Annotated in this window: 4 protein-coding genes; 1 reads left to right on the forward strand and 3 read right to left on the reverse strand. The window is 70.2% G+C overall.

Annotated elements, in window-relative coordinates:
* Positions 1 to 31: 31 nt before the first annotated feature.
* The 3 genes from ACOZ38_RS25770 to ACOZ38_RS25780 all read right to left on the reverse strand — a co-directional run bounded on the left by ACOZ38_RS25770 (position 32) and on the right by ACOZ38_RS25780 (position 16,783).
* Complete coding sequence (locus tag ACOZ38_RS25770; RefSeq protein ID WP_424533747.1) at positions 32 to 6,694, reverse strand: SDR family NAD(P)-dependent oxidoreductase; 6,663 nt, start codon at positions 6,692 to 6,694, stop codon at positions 32 to 34.
* 1 nt (position 6,695) lies between these two features.
* A complete protein-coding gene (locus ACOZ38_RS25775; protein WP_424533748.1) occupies positions 6,696 to 16,250 on the reverse strand; it encodes a type I polyketide synthase in 9,555 nt (3,184 codons plus the stop codon).
* 200 nt (positions 16,251 to 16,450) lie between these two features.
* Positions 16,451 to 16,783, reverse strand: a complete 333-nt coding sequence (locus ACOZ38_RS25780; RefSeq protein WP_424533749.1) for a hypothetical protein — start codon at positions 16,781 to 16,783, stop codon at positions 16,451 to 16,453.
* A 475-nt stretch (positions 16,784 to 17,258) separates the two neighbouring features.
* On the opposite strand from ACOZ38_RS25780, the gene ACOZ38_RS25785 reads away from it, so the two are divergent.
* On the forward strand, positions 17,259 to 18,341 hold the full coding sequence (locus ACOZ38_RS25785; RefSeq protein WP_424533750.1) for a GRAS family protein: 1,083 nt from the start codon (positions 17,259 to 17,261) through the stop codon (positions 18,339 to 18,341).
* The last annotated feature ends 18 nt before the right edge of the window (positions 18,342 to 18,359 follow it).

Genomic DNA, 18,359 nt, shown 5'->3' on the forward strand with positions numbered 1-18,359 from the left:
GCCCACTTCCGCATAATCGTCTCGCCTGACATCAGGAAATAGTCTTGTCAATGAGGTCGAATATCTCGTCGGTCGACGCCGACATTATGTGTTCGACCACGGCATCCGACTGCCGCCGCGATCTGCCCAGGCCTTCGAGCAAGCCGTTCAGCTTGGCTTCGATCGCAGATTTGGCGTCCTCGTCAAGGACGGCCGAGGCGAGGGCGGCTTCGAATCTGCCGAGCTCGGAAAGAGGGTCGGAGGACTCCTTTGGTATGACGGAGGAAAACCTGCTGTCGAGGTACGCGCAAAGCGCGCGCGGGCTGGGATGGTCGAAGATGAGGGTCGGCGGGAGTTTGAGACCGGTGTGGTGACTCAGATGGTTTCGGAGTTCGAGGGCTGTGAGGGAGTCGAAGCCCAGGGCCTTGAAGGGCCGCTCCGGGTCGAGTGCGGTGGAGGTGCCATGTCCCAGAACCGTGGCGCCATGGTCCTGGACGAGCCGCAGGAGGCGCTCGTGCCGATCAGCAGAACTGAGGCCGGCCATTTCGGCCGCGAAAGAGTGTGCGGTGCCGGCGCCACCGGCACGGCGACGAGCGGCAGTCGCCGACAGGCCGGTGAGAATCTTGGGGAGCGTTCCGGTCCGGGACTGCGCGGTGAGGGCGCGAAGGTCGAGCGGAGCCGGCGCCAGGGCAGGCAGGCCCGTGGCCAGTGCCGCGTCGTAGAGCTTCATTCCGTGCTCGGTGGTGATGGGTGTGAAGCCGAAACGAGCGAGACGTGATCTGTCACTGCCGCCGAGATGGGAGGTCATCCCGGTAGCCGGCTGCCAATAGCCCCATGCCAAGCTGGCGACCGGAAGACCAAGGTGACGCCGGTGCTGGGCCAGGGCATCAAGGAACGCGTTGGCGGCCGCGTAGTTGCCCTGTCCAGGGGAGCCGATGGTGCCGCTCAGAGACGAGAACAGCACGAATCCGGCCAGGTTGAGGTGGCGGGTTTGCCGGTGCAGATTCCAGGCGGCGTCGACCTTGGGGCGCAGTACCCGGCGCAGATGATGAGGGGTGAGCGCTGGAACGGTCGCGTCGGCCAGCACTCCGGCGGCATGCACGACAACGGTCAATGGGTGCCGCTGAGGGATGGAGTCGAGAAGAGCGGCGAGTGCGGCCGGGTCCGCGATGTCACAGGCGGCGACCGTGACCCTCGCACCGAGCTCGGTCAGTTCTTCGGCCAGTCCGACGGCGCCGTCGCTGTTCGGACCCCGGCGAGAGACCAGGAGGAGATTTCTCATCCCGTGCTCGGTCACCAGGTGACGGGCGAGCAGGCCACCAAGGGTGCCCGTTCCCCCTGTGATCAGCACGGTTCCGTCGCCGTCAGGCGCGTTCGGGAGGGCGAAAACTATCTTGCCCACGTGGCGGGCCTGACTCATATCCCGGAATGCCTGGCGTGCCTGCCGGATGTCGTACGCGCTGACAGGAAGGGCGGGCAAGGTGCCGTCTTCGAACAACGGAGCAAGTCGGGTGAACAGCCGGTGAATGACTCGGGGGTCGCCGAGGGCGCGGTCGACGGCCTGGTAGACGACGCCGGGATACATGGCGGCGACCTGACCCGCGTCTCGTACATCGGTCTTGCCGATCTCGATGAAACTCCCCCCGTTGGGCAGCAGTTCCAACGAGGCGTCGACGAATTCGCCCTTCAGGCAGTCCATTACGACATGCATTCCCTGGCCGCCGGTCACCCGCAGGAACTTGGCCCTGAACTCCAGGCTGCGGGACGAGGCGATATGGTCGTCGTCAAGGCCCATCTCCCGCAGGATCGGCCACTTGGCCGGGCTCGCGGTCGCGAACACCTCCGCCCCCGCGTGCCGGGCAAGCCGGATGGCCGCCATACCGACCCCGCCGGCGCCCGCGTGAATCAGCACGCGCTGTCCGGCCTGGACTTCGGCCAGTTCAGACAGGGCGTGGTAGGCCGTCAGATAAGCCACCGGGGCAGAAGCCGCGTCAGTAAAGGACCAGCGGCGAGGCACAGTAGTCACCATGCGCTGGTCCGTGACTCCAGCGGGGGCGAACGAATCAGGTATGAACCCCATGACCCTGTCGCCGACGGCCAGCCCGTCCACGTTGGGACCGACCTCGGTGACGACTCCTGCTCCTTCCAGGCCTAAACCGCCGTCTCCGACGAGGCCGAGAGCGACCATCACGTCGCGGAAGTTCAGTCCACTGGCGCAGATGCGCATGCGAATGTGACCGTCGGCCAGAGCCGGCTCAGGACGTGGGCCCGCGATGTCCGCCGTGGTAGCGAGGTGCGCCGCTTCCGCCGGATCAGGGTCGGCGCTGAGCACGAGATTGGCGAGGGTGCCCTCACCCACGGTCTCCAGCCGCCAGGAGGCGGCAGCCGGCAGAAAGAGAATGTCGTCCGATCGGACACGGGTGAGACTGGATGTGTGGACGACACCCTGGCGAAGGGCCGACTGGCTTTCCTCGTCCTCCAGGAGGTGACGGGGGAGCAGGTGCCGAATCTGCCGGTAGGAGGCTTCGTGGTAGTCGGTGTCCAGTAGCGCGAAACGATTGGGGTATTCGTTCTGGGCGGTGCGAACCAGCCCCCACACAGCGGCCTGAGCAAGGTCGGGCGATCCGTCCAGAGGGCTGGTGGTGACGGCGTGGTGAGTGAGGATGATCAGGCGAGTGTCAGTCAGCCGAGGATCGTTCGTCCACGCTTGCAGCAGCTTCAGAGCTTGCTCGGTGACGGCGTGAACAGCCGCAGGAACGTCGACGCCGCCGGCGTCGATGAGCGGGGGAAGCCAGACGACCAGCTCTGGATCCTCTGTGCCGATCGAGGTCAGTTCGCCGATCAGCGCGGTCAGGTCCCGATGAACGGGGACGTCGCCGATCGCTGTGGCGACTTCGATCGCTCGCTCCGGGTTCTGCTCTGCCAGCACAGCGCAGCGGGGCTGCCGTCGCGCCGGGACATTCGCCGGCACGGGCCTGGCGTCCGCTGTCCAGGAGAGGTGTGACAGGTTCGAGCCGACGTCGGAGACCACGGCAGGAGCACTGTTCAGCGTGTCCGCGTCGCTGGAGCGGAGGGTGAGGGTGTCGATGGTGATGACGGGTGCGTCCGCGGGGTCTGTGGCGGTGACGCTGAAGGTGTCGGTGTCGATGGTGGTGATGCGTACCCGCAGCTTGGTGGCGTCGGTGGCGTGCAGGGTGAGCCCCGACAACGCGAACGGCATCCGCACGCTACCGCTGCCAGTGCCCGTGCCAGTGGTGGTGAGGAGGAGGGGGTGGAAGGCCGCGTCCAGGAGGGCGGGGTGGATGCCGTGACCGCGGGCGTCCAGGGTTTCGGGAAGCCGGACCTCGGCGTAGAGGTCATCACCCTGACGCCAAATGGCGCTCACGCCCTGGAAGGCGGGACCGTACTGGTAACCACCAGCGGCCAGACGCTCATACAGATCTTCCACCCCGACAGGGTGCGCGCCCGGCGGCGGCCACGAACCCCAGCCCGCCGCAGCGGGGGAATCGCCTGACACGCCGGACAGATATCCGCTGGCGTGCAACGTCCAAGGGTCCTGCCCGCCCCCGCCCGCACGGTGCGGACGCGAATGAACACCGAACGCGCACCGGCCCTCCCCCGGCGCCCCGACGATGACCTGAAGCTCCACCGCCGCATCGGCGTCCAGCGGCAATGGCGCTTGTAACACCAGCTCATCAATCACCTGATGACCGGCATGATCACCAGCCCGCAGCACCAGATCCACAAACGCGGTACCCGGCAGCAGCACCCTGCCGGCCACAACGTGATCGGCAAGCCACGCGTGCCCTCGCAGCGATACCCGCCCGGTCAGCACCACCTGGCTCCGGTCGGCCAGCTCGGCCACCGCACCCACCAACGGATGATCCGAAACCCCAAGACCCGCCGCCGACACGTCCCCACCCGCACCCATCCCTGCGGACAGCCAGTACCGCTGATGCTGGAAAGGGTAGGTCGGCAGCTCCGGCCGACCGGTGACCGGCGGCGCCGGATACAACGCCTCCCAGTCCGGGCTCAGACCATGAACATGCAACTGCGCCAACGCCATGCCCAGCGCCGCCACCTCCGAGCGGTCCCTGCGCAGACTCCCCACCGCCACCGCCGGCGCATCGTGCGCCTCAACCCTGGCGGCAAATGCCGGAACCAAAATGGGGTGCGGGCTGACCTCGACGAACACTCGGTGGTCCTGGTCGAGCAGGCACCCCACCGTCTCATCGAACCGCACGCAGTTACGCAGGTTCCGGTACCAGTAGCCGGCATCCAGCCCGGTGGTGTCCAACGGCCGCCCGTCCGCCTCACCCTCCACAGTGGAAAAGAACGGCACCTCAGCGGACTGCGGGTCGATTCCCGCCAACGCCTCCAGGATCGTCTCCCGCAACCCCTCCACCAACGGAGAATGCGAGGCGTAATCCACATCCACCGCCTGAGCGCGCACCCCCTCGGCCGCGCATACCGCGAGGAATTCCTTCACCGCCTCAGTGGTGCCCGAGACGGTCGTACTCTGCGGCCCGTTGACAGTCGCCACCCACAACCGGCCCTCCCACCGGCCCAACCAACCAGCCACCGTGACCGCATCAGCCCATACCGAGGCCATCGCCCCCGTACCCGCCAACCCCACCAGCGCCCTGCTCCGCAACGCCACCACCGCCGCCGCGGCATCCTGCAACGACAACGCGCCCGCCACACAGGCCGCCGCGATCTCCCCCTGCGAATGCCCCACCACCGCATCCGGAACGATCCCCCACGACCGCCACAACCGGGCCAACGACACCATCACCGCGAACAACACCGGCTGCACCACATCGGCACCCACCATCACGGGCGCACTCGCACCCCCTCGCAACACCTCCACCACTGACCAACCCGTGTACCGGCGCAACGCCCCATCACACTCATCCAGCTCCCGCCGAAACACCTCGAACGCCTCATACAACTCCAACCCCATCCCCACCTGCTGCGACCCCTGACCAGGAAAAACGAACACCGTCTTCCCCGCCCGACCGGACACCTGGCCGCACACCACACCCGGATGAGACAACCCCCCGGCAACGGCCCCAAGCGCCCCACCCACCGTCGAGTCACCCGCACCCACCGCCGGGCCCACGATCACGGCCCGATGCGCGAAATGCGTCCGCCCCCTCGCCAGACCATGAGCCACAGCCACCGCATCCACATCCGGACGACCGGCCAGATACCCGCCCAGTCGCTCCGCCTGCGCCCGCAACGCCTCCGCACTCCGCCCCGAAAGCGGCCACACCACCAACGGCGACCCAGCAGAGACCCCATCACCACCGGCCTCGTCCCCGGCGACCGGCGGTTCCTCCAAGATCAGATGAGCGTTCGTACCGCTGATACCGAACGACGACACGGCCGCCCGCCTCGGCCGCCCGTACGGGTGCCACGGCCGCGATTCTGTGAGCAGCGACACCGCCCCACCAGACCAATCCACATGCGGACTCGGCTCATCCACATGCAACGACCTCGGCAAAACCCCCCGCTCCATCGCCGCGACCATCTTGATCACACCGCCCACTCCGGCGGCGGCCATGGTGTGGCCGATGTTGGACTTCAGCGACCCCAGCCACAACGGCCGATCGGCCAGCCGGTCCTGCCCATAGGTGTCGATGATCGCCTGCGCCTCGATCGGATCACCCAATGTGGTCCCGGTCCCGTGCGCCTCCACCACGTCCACCTCCGCGGCGGTCAACCCCGCCTCCGCCAGCGCCTGCCGGATGACACGCCGCTGCGAAGGACCGTGCGGAGCCGTCAGACCGTTGGAAGCCCCGTCCTGATTGATGGCCGACCCACGGATCACCGCCAGCACCCGGTGACCCAGACGACGGGCATCGGACACCCGCTCCAGCAGCAGCATCCCGGCGCCCTCGCCCCAGCCGGTCCCATCGGCCGCCGCGGCGAACGCCTTACACCGCCCATCGGGCGCCAGCCCCCGCTGCCGCGCGAACTCCACGTACATCCCCGGGGTCGCCATGACCGTGACACCACCGGCCAGCGCCAGCGAGCACTCGCCCCGGCGCAACGCCTGAGCGGCCAGATGAATAGCCACCAGCGATGAGGAACACGCGGTGTCCACCGTGATCGCCGGCCCCTCCAGGCCCAGCACATAAGAGATCCGGCCGGACGCCACGCTGAGGGTGCTCCCGGTCAGCAGGTAGCCGTCGTAGCCAGCGGCCGGCTCGTACAGGCGGGGGCCGTACTCGGAGGTCAGAGCTCCGACGAACACCCCCGTCGCGGTGCCGCGCAAGCCGGCCGGGTCGACGCCCGCGTGTTCGAGCGTCTCCCAGGCGACCTCCAGCATCACCCGCTGCTGCGGATCCATCCCCAGCGCCTCACGCGGCGAGATCCCGAAGAACTCCGCGTCGAACCCATCCGCGTCGTGCAGGAACCCTCCCTCCCGCGCGTACGTGGTTCCGGCGTGATCAGGATCCGGATGGAACAACTTGTCAAGGTCCCACCCTCGGTTGGCGGGGAACGCCCCGATCGCGTCCACCCCGTCCGCGACCAGCCGCCACAGATCCCGCGCCGAGCGCACCCCGCCCGGATAACGGCAACCGATGCCCACGATGGCGATCGGTTCGCGTGCCCGGTCGTCCGAACGCTGATTGGCCTGCTTCAGCCGCTGGATCTCTTTCAGAGAGCGACGCAGCGCCTCGACGAGCTCTTCGTCGGATGCCTTCATCTCAACTCTCCGATCCACTCGGCCGCGAGGAGTAGTCGCGGGCCAGCTCCAGAAGGCGGCGGGGGTCCATGGTGTCGATGTCGTCGGTACTCGGAGTCCACACGGTGTCGTGTTCCGGTGAACCGTTGGCGAGGGCCAGTAACCGCTCCAGCAGTCCGATCTCACGTAGCTTCCGCAGCGGAATGGCGGCGAGCGTGGCGCGTATGGCGCTCTCCTCCCGGTCGGCCTCGGCGGCGGGGCCGGCGGCCGTGGCGTGCAGGTGGAGCGCGACCGCTTCCGGAGTCGGGTGGTCGAAGATGAGGCTGGAAGGGAGGCGCAGGCCGGTGACGGTGTTGAGACGGTTGCGAAGTTCGACCGCGGACAGGGAGTCGAAGCCGATCTCCCTGAACGCGCGGCGGACGTCGACGCCGGCGGGGTCGGCGTGCCCGAGGATGGCGGCCACGGCGCCGCGGACCAGGTCCAGCAGCAGGCCGTGCTGGGCGACTTCGGTCAGCCCGGCGAGCCGTTCGGTGAGCGAGGCGGTGCCTGATGCGGCGGCGGCACCGGCGGCGCGCCGGGCCGGAGTGCGGGCCAGCCCCCGCAGCAGCGGCGGCACGGCCCCTTCACGGGCCGCGGCGGCCAGCGCCGGCCCGTCGAACTCCGTGAGCAGCAGGAACGGATCGCCGGTCGACAACGCCCTGTCGAACAAGGCGAGCCCGAACTCGGTGGTGAGGGGTTTTAGGCCCGAGCGGGCCATCCGCCCCAGGTCGGTGGTGGTGAGGCGCTCTGTCATGCCACTGCCCTGTTCCCACAGTCCCCAGGCGAGGGAGAGGGCGGGCAGGCCCCGGGCATGGCGGTGATGGGCCAGGGCGTCGAGGTAGGCGTTGGCGGCGGCGTAGTTGGCCTGACCGGGACCGCCCAGCGTACCGAGGACGGAGGAGAACATGACGAACGCGGTCAGGTCCTGATCGCGGGTGAGCTCGTGCAGGGTCCAGGCCGCCTGGGCCTTCGGGCGCCACACCTCCTGGAACCGCTCCGGTGTCAGGGAGCCGATGACGCCGTCGCGCAACACGCCCGCGGCGTGAACCACCATGGTCAGCTCGCGTCCGGCGAGCAGGTCGGCCAGAGCGTCGCGGTCGCCGGTGTCACATGCGGCGATCTCCACCCGCGCGCCGAGTTCGGCGAGTTCCGCCGCCAGTTCCAGGGCCCCTTCGGCGTACGGTCCGCGCCGGCTGGTCAGCAGGAGACTGCGGGCGCCGTACCGGCGGACGAGGTGCCGGGCCACGCACGAGCCCAGCGTCCCGGTTCCACCGGTGATCAGAACCGTGCCGTCCGGGTCGAACGGCGCGGGCACCGTGAGCACGATCTTCCCGACATGGCGGGCCTCACTCATGAACCGGAAGGCCCGCGGAGCCTGCCGGATATCCCAGCAGGTCACCGGCAACGGCTGGAGCACTCCCCGCTCGAACAGCCGCCCCAGCTCCACGAACATCCGCTGAACACGATCGGGCTCCAGCCGCAACAGGTCGAACGCCTGGTAGGCGACGCCTGGATGGGTCTTGGCGATCTCGTCGGGGTCGCGTAGGTCGGTCTTGCCCATCTCGATGAAACGGCCCCCTCGGGGCAGCAGGTCCAGGGAGGCGTCGACGAACTCCCTGGCCAGTGAGTTCAGCACCACATCCACACCGCGCCCCCCGGTGGCCCGCAGGAAACGCCGGGTGAAGGCCAGGTCCCGGGTGGAGGCGATCCGTCCGTCGTCCACCCCGAGGCCGCGCAGAGTGTCCCACTTGCCTTCGCTCGCGGTCGCGTAGACCTCCGCGCCCAGATGCCGGGCCAGCTGGATCGCCGCCATGCCCACACCACCGGCCCCCGCGTGAACCAGGAGCGATTCCCCCGGCCTCAATCCGGCCAGGTCCACAAGCCCGTGGAACGCGGTCAGGAAGACCACCGGCACCCCGGCCGCCTGCGCGAACGACCAGCCTCCCGGTATCCGGGCGACCAGGCGCTGATCCGTCACCGTCACCGGCCCGGCGCCGTCCGGGAACAACCCCATCACCCGGTCACCCGGCCGCACTCCCGCGACCTCCGCGCCGACCTCGACGACTACTCCGGCGCCCTCCCGGAGCACCCTGCGGTCGGCCAGCATGCCCAGCGCGATGAGCACGTCCCGGAAGTTCAGCCCGGCCGCCCGCAGCGCGACGCGGACCTGCCCGGGCTCCAGCCCACCGACCAGCTCCGGGCAGTCGACCAACGCCAGCGCGTCCAGACGGCCCTGCTCGGTCACCTCCAGCCGCCAGCCGCTCCGCCCCGGCGGCACCAGCGCACCCCTCCGAGCCGGATACGGGACCACTCGTGCCGCGAGCAGCCGCCCCTCGCGAACCGCGAGCTGAGACTCACCTCCCGTCAACGCGGTCCCGATAGCACCCGGCAGCGCATCGTCCGACGTCTGACGGCCGTCCGCGTCGATGAGCACCAGCCGCCGCGGGTTCTCGGTCTGCGCGGTACGGACCAGCCCCCACACCGCGGCCGCCACGTCGCTGACACTCTCGCCGTCGAGCGCCGCGACCGCACCGCGTGTCACCACCACCAGCAGCGACCTGTCGAACCGCTCGTCAGCGAGCCAGCTCCGCACCAGGCTCAGCACGTCCTCGGTACGGCTTGCGACCGCGGAGGCGCTCTCCCAGTTCTCGCCCGCGTCCACCACGGCGACGACCACGGCCGGTCCGCCGGAGACCGGATGATCGTCGAGCCACGCGCGCAGCCGATCCAGATCGGCGAACCACCGACCGGACGGAAGGCCGGCAAGCGGCTCCGTCCCCGGGCGGTCCAGCCCGTCGGCGCCGAGCCGTACGACCGCCCAGGTCGAGGCGGTGTCCGAGGCGGTGTCCATCGGCGTCTCGACCGCGTCGATCGGTGTCCAGGCGAGCAGGTGCGTCCCCTCGTCACGACCCTCGCCGGCAACGGGACGGTCGAGGAGGCCCAACCGCTCCGCACTCACCGGCCGGAGCGTGAGCTCCTCCACCAGCGCGACCGGCGCCCCGCCCGAGTCGGCGCAGACCAGGCGGACGGCGTCGGCGGACGTAGGGGTCACCTGGACGCGCAAGGTCCGCGCCCCTGTGGCGAACAGGCGCACCCCACTCCAGGAGAACGGCAACCGTACGGCGCCTGTACCCGCACCGGCTACGAGGATCGCGTGCAGGGCCGCGTCCAGCACCGCCGGGTGGATTCCGTACCCGTCGCTGACCACCGGCTCGGGCAGCCGCACCTCGGCGAAGACTTCCTCGCCCCGCCGCCAGAGCGCGTGCACCCCCCGAAATGCCGGCCCATACCCGTGTCCCCGCTCGGCCAGCCGCTCGTACACCCCGTCGAGCGCCATCGCCGCCGCACCCTCGGGCGGCCACACCGCCAGGGGCTCTCCCTCGCCGGCGATCAGGGGCGCCAGCACGCCGGAGGCGTTCCGCGTCCACCGGTCCCCGTCCGCCGCGGCCCCGCCCCGGCGAGAATGGATCGTGAACGAGCGCCGCCCCTCGTCGCCGGGTCCGGCGATGACGAGCTGGACCGACACCTGCCCGCCCTCATCGGGCACCGCCAGCGGAGCCTCCAGTGTCAGCTCCTCGATCCCGCCACAGTTCAGACGGTCCGCCGCGTGCAGCGCCAGTTCCGCGAACGCGGCGCCCGGCAGCAACACCCGGCCCAGCACCGCGTGATCGGCCAGCCACGGGTGCGCGCTTCGCGACAACGAACCCGTGAAGATGACACCGGCGCCGTCGGCCACCTCCACCGCCGCGCCCAGCATCGGATGATCCGCCGCATCCATCCCTGCCCGCGTCACGTCGCCCGCGCCGAGGTCGGAGTTCAGCCAGTAGGACCGGCGCTGGAACGCGTACGTCGGCAGATCACGACGGCGTCCGGCTCCGAGGACCGGCATCCAGTCGACCGGCGCGCCGCTGACCCAGGCGTCGGCGAGCGAGGCGCGAAACCGCGCCGGCCCGCCCTCCTGGCGGCGCAGCGACTCGATGACCGCGACCGTGGCGCCCGCGTCGGCCGCCGTGTCCTCGATCGCACCGGTCAGCACCGGATGCGGGCCGACCTCGACGAAACGGTCGTGTCCCTCCCGGATCAGGGTGCGGATCGTACGTTCGAACTCCACACCATGGCGCAGGTTGCGGTACCAGTAGCCCGCGTCCAGTTCCGCGGTGTCCAGCGCCTCACCTGTGACGGTGGAGTAGAACGGGATCCGCCCCGCCCGTGGCGCTGTCGCGGCGAGCGCTTCGAGCATCGGCTCACGAAGAGCCTCCACGTGCGGGCAGTGAGAGGCGTAATCCACCGCGACCCTCCGGGCCTGCGCCCCCCTGGCCCGGTATACGGCCATGATCTCCTCGACCGCGTCCGCGTCCCCCGACACCACGGTGGCGGCCGGACCGTTGACCGCGGCCACCGACAGACGCCCCCGCCAACCGGCCAGTTCCTCGCGGACCCGATCGGCCGGCACACCCAGGAACGCCATGCCGCCGGTACCGGCGAGAGCGGTCAGGGCCCGGCCGCGCAGCGCGACGACCCGCGCGGCGTCCGCCAAGGACAGGGCTCCCGCGACACACGCCGCGGCGATCTCACCCTGAGAATGACCGACGACAGCGTCCGGGCGAACGCCATGGGCCTCCCAGTTCCGGGCCAAGGACACCATGACGGCGAACAGAGCGGGCTGCACGACGTCCACCCGGGCCAGAGCGCCGCCGTCGTGAAGCACCTCGTGCAGGTCCCACGGAACGTACGGGGCCAGGGCATCCGCGCACTCGGCGAGCGCCTCGGCGAAGACCGGTGAGTGTTCGGCCAGCTCGACGGCCATGCCCGCCCACTGAGAGCCCTGCCCGGGAAAGACGAACACCGTCTTGCCGTGCGCGGGGGCGCCCTGGGAGACGTCCGGGGCCGCGACTCCCTCGGCCAGCGCGGTCAGGCCGGGGAGGAAGTCCGCGTGTTCGCTTCCCATCACCGCCGCGCGATGCTCGAACACGGCGCGGGCGGTGGCCAGGCTGTGGGCCACGTCGACCGGCCGCGGCTCCGGGTCGGCCCGGACGAACTCCGCCAGTCGAGCGGCCTGCGCACGCAGCGCGCCCTCGGACTTCCCCGACAGGAGCCACGGAACCGCATGACGCTCTCCCGTGCCCGTGCCCGTGGAGCCCGCCGCCGTGGGTTCGGCGACCGACGACGCCTCCTCCAGGATGAGGTGCGCGTTCGTGCCGCTGATCCCGAAGGACGACACGGCCGCCCGCCTCGGCCGCCCGTCCGGGTGCCACGGCCGCGATTCTGTGAGCAGCGACACCGCCCCACCGGCCCAGTCGACATGCGGGCTGGGCTCGTCGACGTGCAGGGTCCTGGGCAGGACGCGATGCCGCATCGCCATGACCATCTTGATCACACCGCCGACCCCGGCCGCGGCCTGGGTGTGGCCGATGTTGGACTTCACCGACCCAAGCCACAGTGGCTGAGCGACCGGCCGGTCCTGCCCATAGGTGGCGATGATGGCCTGGGCCTCGATCGGGTCGCCCACGGTGGTACCGGTGCCGTGGGCCTCCACCGCGTCCACGTCGCCTTCCGTGAGCCCGGCGGCCGTCAGCGCCTGCCTGATCACACGCTGCTGTGCCAGCCCGTTCGGCGCGGTCAGGCCGTTGCTCGCGCCGTCCTGGTTCACCGCCGACCCCCGGATCACCGCGAGCACCTGGTGACCCAGACGCCGGGCATCGGACAGGCGCTCTAGGAGTACGAGAGCGACGCCCTCCCCCCAGGCGGTGCCGTCGGCCTGGGCGGCGAAGGGCTTGCACCGGCCGTCGTGGGACAGCCCCCGCTGCATGCTGAACTCGACGAACAATCCGGGGCTGGACAGGACGGCGGCACCACCGGCCAGTGCCATCGCGCATTCGCCCTGACGCAGGGCCTGGCAGGCGAGGTGCATGGCGACCAGGGAGGAGGAGCAGGCGGTGTCGACCGTGATGCTCGGGCCTTCGAAAGCGAAGGTGTGCGCGATCCGCCCGGACGCGACGCTGGGCGAGTTCCCGGTCAGCAGGTAACCGTTGTGGCCGTCCGCCGGTTCGTACAGGCGCGGGCCGTACTCCTGGGCTCCGGCGCCGACGAACACCCCGACGGGTGCGCCACGCAGCGTGGCCGGATCGATGCCGGGTTGTTCGAACGCCTCCCAAGCGACCTCCAGCAGCAGCCGCTGCTGGGGATCCATCGCGGCGGCCTCGCGAGGGCCGATCCCGAAGAAGCCGGCGTCGAAGGCGGCGGCGTCGAGGAAACCGCCTCGCCGGACATAGGTCCGGCCCGGCACTCCCGGCCTCGGGTCGTACAGCCGGTCCAGGTCCCACCCTCGGTCGCGCGGAAACGGCCCCGTCGCGTCGACCTCGTCCGCCACCAGCCGCCACAGATCCTCCGGTGAACCGACACCGCCTGGATAACGGCAGGCCATTCCGATGATCGCGATCGGTTCGCCGGCCCTGGACTCCGCGTCCTCGTCTCGCGGTGCTCCAGTGCGGCCATCGCCCCGCACCGCCTCACCGAGGTGGCGGGCGAGCGCCTCGGGGGTGGGATGGGCGTAGACGAGCGTGGCATCGCGCCGCAGCCCGGCCGCGTCGGTCAGCCGGTTGCCGAGCTCGACCGCCATGAGCGAGTCGAACCCCAGGTCCTTGAACGTCTGCCCGGGCGCGACGGCGTCCGGGCCGGCATGACCCATGACCGCCGCGGCGTGTGCGCGCACGAACTCCAGCAGGACCCTCGGCCGCTCCTCCGCGTCCGCCGCGGTCAGCCGACGGGAGAGCGGCGAGGCCTCAGTACCGGGAACGTCCGGCGTCCGGCCGGCCTGCCGGAGCTCGCCGGCTCCGTCCCCCGCGGCCACGGCGCGGGCGGGCCGCGCCGCCGTGCCGGGCCAGTACGACCGGCGCTGGAAGGCATAGGTCGGCAGGCAGACCCGCCGGCCGGCAGTGAGCGTGGTGGTCCAGTCGACCGGTGCGCCGCTGACGTGAGCGTGGGCGAGTGAGGTCTGGAAGCGGGCGGAGCCGCCGTCGTCACGACGGAGTGAGTCGATGACGGCGACGGGGGAGTCCGCGTCAGCGGCCGTGTGCATGATCGCGGTGGTCAGTACGGGGTGCGGGCTGACCTCGATGAAGCGGTGGTATCCCGCGGCCAGCAGACCGCGGACCGCGTGTTCGAACCCGACCGGCCGGCGAAGGTTCCGATACCAGTAGCCGGCGTCGAGCCCGGCGGTGTCCATGATCTCGCCGGTGACGGTCGACCAGAAAGGGACCCGGCCGGGAGATGGCTGGATCGAACCGAGCCCGTCGAGGATCGGCTCCCGTAGCGCCTCCACATGCGCGCAGTGGGAGGCGTAGTCGACCGCGATGACCCGCGCGTGGACTCCCCTGGCTTGCAGGTCTGCCACTATCTCGGCGACGGCGCCTGCGTCTCCGGACACGACGGTGGCGGCGGGGCCGTTGACAGCGGCGACGGCCAGACGCCCGCGCCGACCGGCCAGCTCGCCGCGGACGTCGTCGGCCGGGAGCCCGAGGAAGGCCATCCCGCCCGTACCGGCCAGGCGGGTGAGGGCCCGGCCGCGCAGGGCCACCACCCGGGCGGCTTCCGCCAGGCTCAGCGCACCGGCGACGCAGGCCGCGGCGATCTCACCCTGGGAATGCCCGACCACAGCCTCGGGGCGCACCCCGTGCGCCTCCCAGTGCCGGGCGAGGGAGACCATCACCGCGAACAGAGCCGGCTGCACGACCTCGACGGACTGAAGAGCGGCGGGGTCACGGAGCACCTCGCCGAGGTTCCAGCGAACATGCGGAGCCAGGGCCTCGGCGCACTCATCGAGCGCCCCGGCGAACACAGCGGAGGCTTCGGAGAGCTCGACGGCCATGCCGGCCCACTGCGACCCCTGGCCGGGGAAGACGAACACGGTCTTGCCGGGCACGGGCGTGCCCCGCACGAGGTCAGGCGTCGCGGCGTCCCCGGCCAGCGCGGTCAGGCCCCGGAGGAGGTCGCCGCGCTCGCTGCCCAGTACCACCGCCCGATGCTCGAAGGCGGTGCGCGTGGTCGCGAGGCTGTAGCCCAGATCCACGGGACGCAACCCGGGATCGGCCTCGACGCACTCCAGCAACCGGGCGGCCTGCGCGGCCAACGCGGCCTCCGACCGGCCGGAAACCACCCAGGGCACCAGTCCAGGACCGCCACGGTCCGCCACGAGGGCGGCCGGCGGAGGCTCTGCGACCGGCGGCGCCTCCTCCATGATCACATGAGCGTTGGTGCCGCCCATCCCGAACGAGCTGACGCCGGCGATCAGGGGCCGATCCGGACAAGGCCAGGGACCCGAAGCCGTCCGCACGCGCAGGTTCAGCTCGTCGAGCGGGATGGCCGGAGAAGGCGATTCGAAGTTCAGACTCGCCGGCAACGTCCGCGCCTCGATGCTGAGCGCGACTTTGAGCAGGCCGACGATGCCGGCGGCCGCCTCCAGATGGCCGACATTGGTCTTGACGGATCCGACGACGAGCGGGCTGTCCACCGGGCGGAAGGCTCCCACCGCCGAACCGAGGGCGGCGGCCTCGATCGGATCGCCGCGCCTGGTCCCGGTGCCGTGCAACTCCACGTACTGCACCTGTACGGGCGAGACACCGGCCCGCGCGCACGCTCGCCGCACCACGTCCGCCTGGGCGTCGGCGTCGGGCACGGTCAGCCCATCGGTGGCACCGTCGTTGTTCACCGCGCTGCCCCGGATCACGCAGTAGATCCGGTCCTCATCCGCCAACGCGCGGGCCAGCGGCTTGAGCACGACGACGACCCCGCCCTCGCCGCGTACGAACCCGTTCGCGCGGGCATCGAAGGTGAAACAACGGCCGTCCGCGGACAGACCTCCGAACCTTGCCGCGGCCAGGGCCCCCTCCGGCAGGATGTCGAGGTTCACCCCGCCCGCCAGCGCGAGAGCCGACTCCCCGCTCCGCAGGCTCTCGACCGCCAGATGCACGGCGACCAGGGACGAAGCCTGCGCGGCGTCCACCGTCAGGCTGGGCCCCCGCAACCCAAGGGTGTACGACACGCGATTGGCGATGAGGCCTCGGTTCAGACCCGTCAGGGTGTGCTGCGCGATGGCGGCGGTTCCCTGCCGATCCAGCAACCGGGCGTACTCATCCCCCACCGCCCCGACGAACACCGCCGTCCGGCTGCCGGCCAGGGATGCGGGGAGGATGCCCCCGTCTTCGAGCGCCTCCCACGCCAGTTCCAGCATCAACCGCTGCTGGGGATCCATGGCGACGGCCTCACGGGGTGAGATCCCGAAAAAGCCGGCGTCGAAGTCGGCGACCCCGTCGAGGAATCCACCGTGGCGGACACCCTCATGATCCGCGGAGGCATCGTCGCACGGCTCGATGTTCCACCGGCCCTCGGGCACGGGCGTCAGCGCGTCCATGCCATCCCGGAGTAACCGCCAGAACGCCTCGGGATTCGGCGCCTTGGGAAGTCGGCAGGACACTCCGACGATCGCTATCCGCTCATCGGAATTGCTCGCTGGATTGTGTGCCGTCTCGTCGGCGCGCACAGGAGATGATCCTTCCGCGTGGTAGGCAGACGTATCGACCCGAGAAGCGTCACATGCTCAGCCGTCACAGGAAACGTCATTCAGGGGCCGCGCGCCCGGAGTCCGGCCACGTGAAGGGCCGGAAGCAGCGGCGTCTTGGTTGGAGATTAGGAACGCCGCCACAGGAGTAAAGAAGTCGCCCGGCGTCCGTCCCCGCCGTGTCAGCAGGAAGGAGCGGACCGGCGACCGCCGGTGGAAGCGGTCGCGGGGAGGCCGACCGCCCGGCAGAGGGGCGGTACGGGATCCCGCCCGTCGCGGCCTCCGCGAGGGAGGAGCTGGTCACCGGCGTGCTGCGAGGCGATCAGGGTGTCCATCGCGCTGTTCCACGGCGCGTCGGTCCAGTGATTCGTGATGTACGCCAGGGACGCTTCCCGCAGGTCGCGCCGGATCAGCCAGGAAGCCGGAATGCCCGCCGGCGGCCCGGGCGACAGGTGGCTTTCGTCGTCGGACGGCACACGGTCGCGACCGTCAGGCTCTTCTAGCGTATTCGTCATCGTAAAGCGTCCATCTGATCACCCGCATATCGTTCGCACCGCAATTCCAGACCTCACGTGACAGGCGATCGGCCGTCGCCGGCACGCCCAAGACGGCCGCCCTTTCGATGTCCGGACAACCGCTGCCGGATTCGACGTTCGTCATCATAGGCAGGCACCATGTGACACTGTCAAGATGAGCTTCCCGGCACCCCGGATTCCCATCATCGGGTGAGTACGTCCGTCACTCCAGCCTTCACACGTCGACCTAGAGGTCGAACTCCTCGGCTCGGACACCGGCGCTCCATCGGGCCTTTAAGCCGATGCCAAGCGCATATAAGTCAATTCTAAGAGTGCCGTCCCACCATGGACCCGGCGAAGAAGGATGCTTTCCCGGCGCAGGGACAGTAGCACGGGGTCCGGCGTCTCCCTTTCGCGGAAAAGAGTCATCGAAAGAACCCGGTAGCCGTCACGCACAGAAACACAGAGGATCAAATTGAGTGCCCATGAGTTCGACATGCTTTGCCGCGCCGTGGAAGAGATGGACGCGGGCCGCGCCGACGCCGCCCGGCGCTGGCTGGACAAGCTACGCGGCCTGATCGACCCCGAGAGGATGGGCGATGACTTCCTCTACCTGCTCTACCACGACGCCTTGGCCCGCCGGCTCGGAACATGCCACGATCAGCGCGACAATCTGTACCTACGCCGTTTCGAGCGACCGCAGATCGAGTTGTTCGACCTGATGGCCGAACACCTGCCGGTGCTCACTCTGGCCGGTCGCATCGGCGGCGCGCTGCTCGCCGATCAACTCGCCGGACGGGACACGGCCACCCTGCTGTCGGTGGGCATCGGCTCGGGAGGCCAGGAGGCGGCGGTGCTCACCGCGCTCGCGAAGCGCGGCCAGGCACCCGGGCGGCTGACGGTGATCGGGGTGGACCCCGCGGTGGGCAGCCTCCACCAGGCCGAGCGAGCCATCCGCGACACCGGTGTCACGCTGGACTTCCATCGCGTGCCCCGCTTCGCCGAGCGCATGACCGACGAGGACTGGGACCTGGTGCGCCGAGCGCCGCGCCCGCTGGTCATGAACGCCGCATTCGCGCTGCACCACCTGCGGGACACCGCGTCCGGCGCCGACGAGAGGAACACGTTCTTATTGAAGCTGCGCGACGCGGAGCCGGACGTCGTAGTGCTGTGCGAGCCGGACTCCGATCACCATCGGGTGGCGCTGCCCGAGCGGTTCCACAACTCGTGGCGGCACTTCCACGCCGTCTTCCGGCTGATAGACGTGCTGGACGTCTCGGCCGCCGACCGTAACGCGATGAAACTGTTCTTCCGGCGCGAGGTGGTCGACATCGTCGGCACGGCGGACGACGAGGACCGCTACGAACGTCACGAGCCGGCCGAGACATGGCTTGCCCGGCTGCGCGAGGCCGGTTTCCGGCCGATGCCCGCGCCCGCGGAGTCGGTGTCGGAACCGATGCCTCCCGCCTTCGTCCGCCACGATCCGGACAGCGTGCGCATCGGGTTCGACGGCGAGTCGATCCTGGCCGTCATCCACGCGGTGCCGGCGCACGTGTAGGTGATCGCCGGCAGGGTC

The sequence above is a fragment of the Sphaerisporangium viridialbum genome (genome assembly GCF_049674955.1).
Lineage (GTDB): Bacteria > Actinomycetota > Actinomycetes > Streptosporangiales > Streptosporangiaceae > Sphaerisporangium > Sphaerisporangium viridialbum.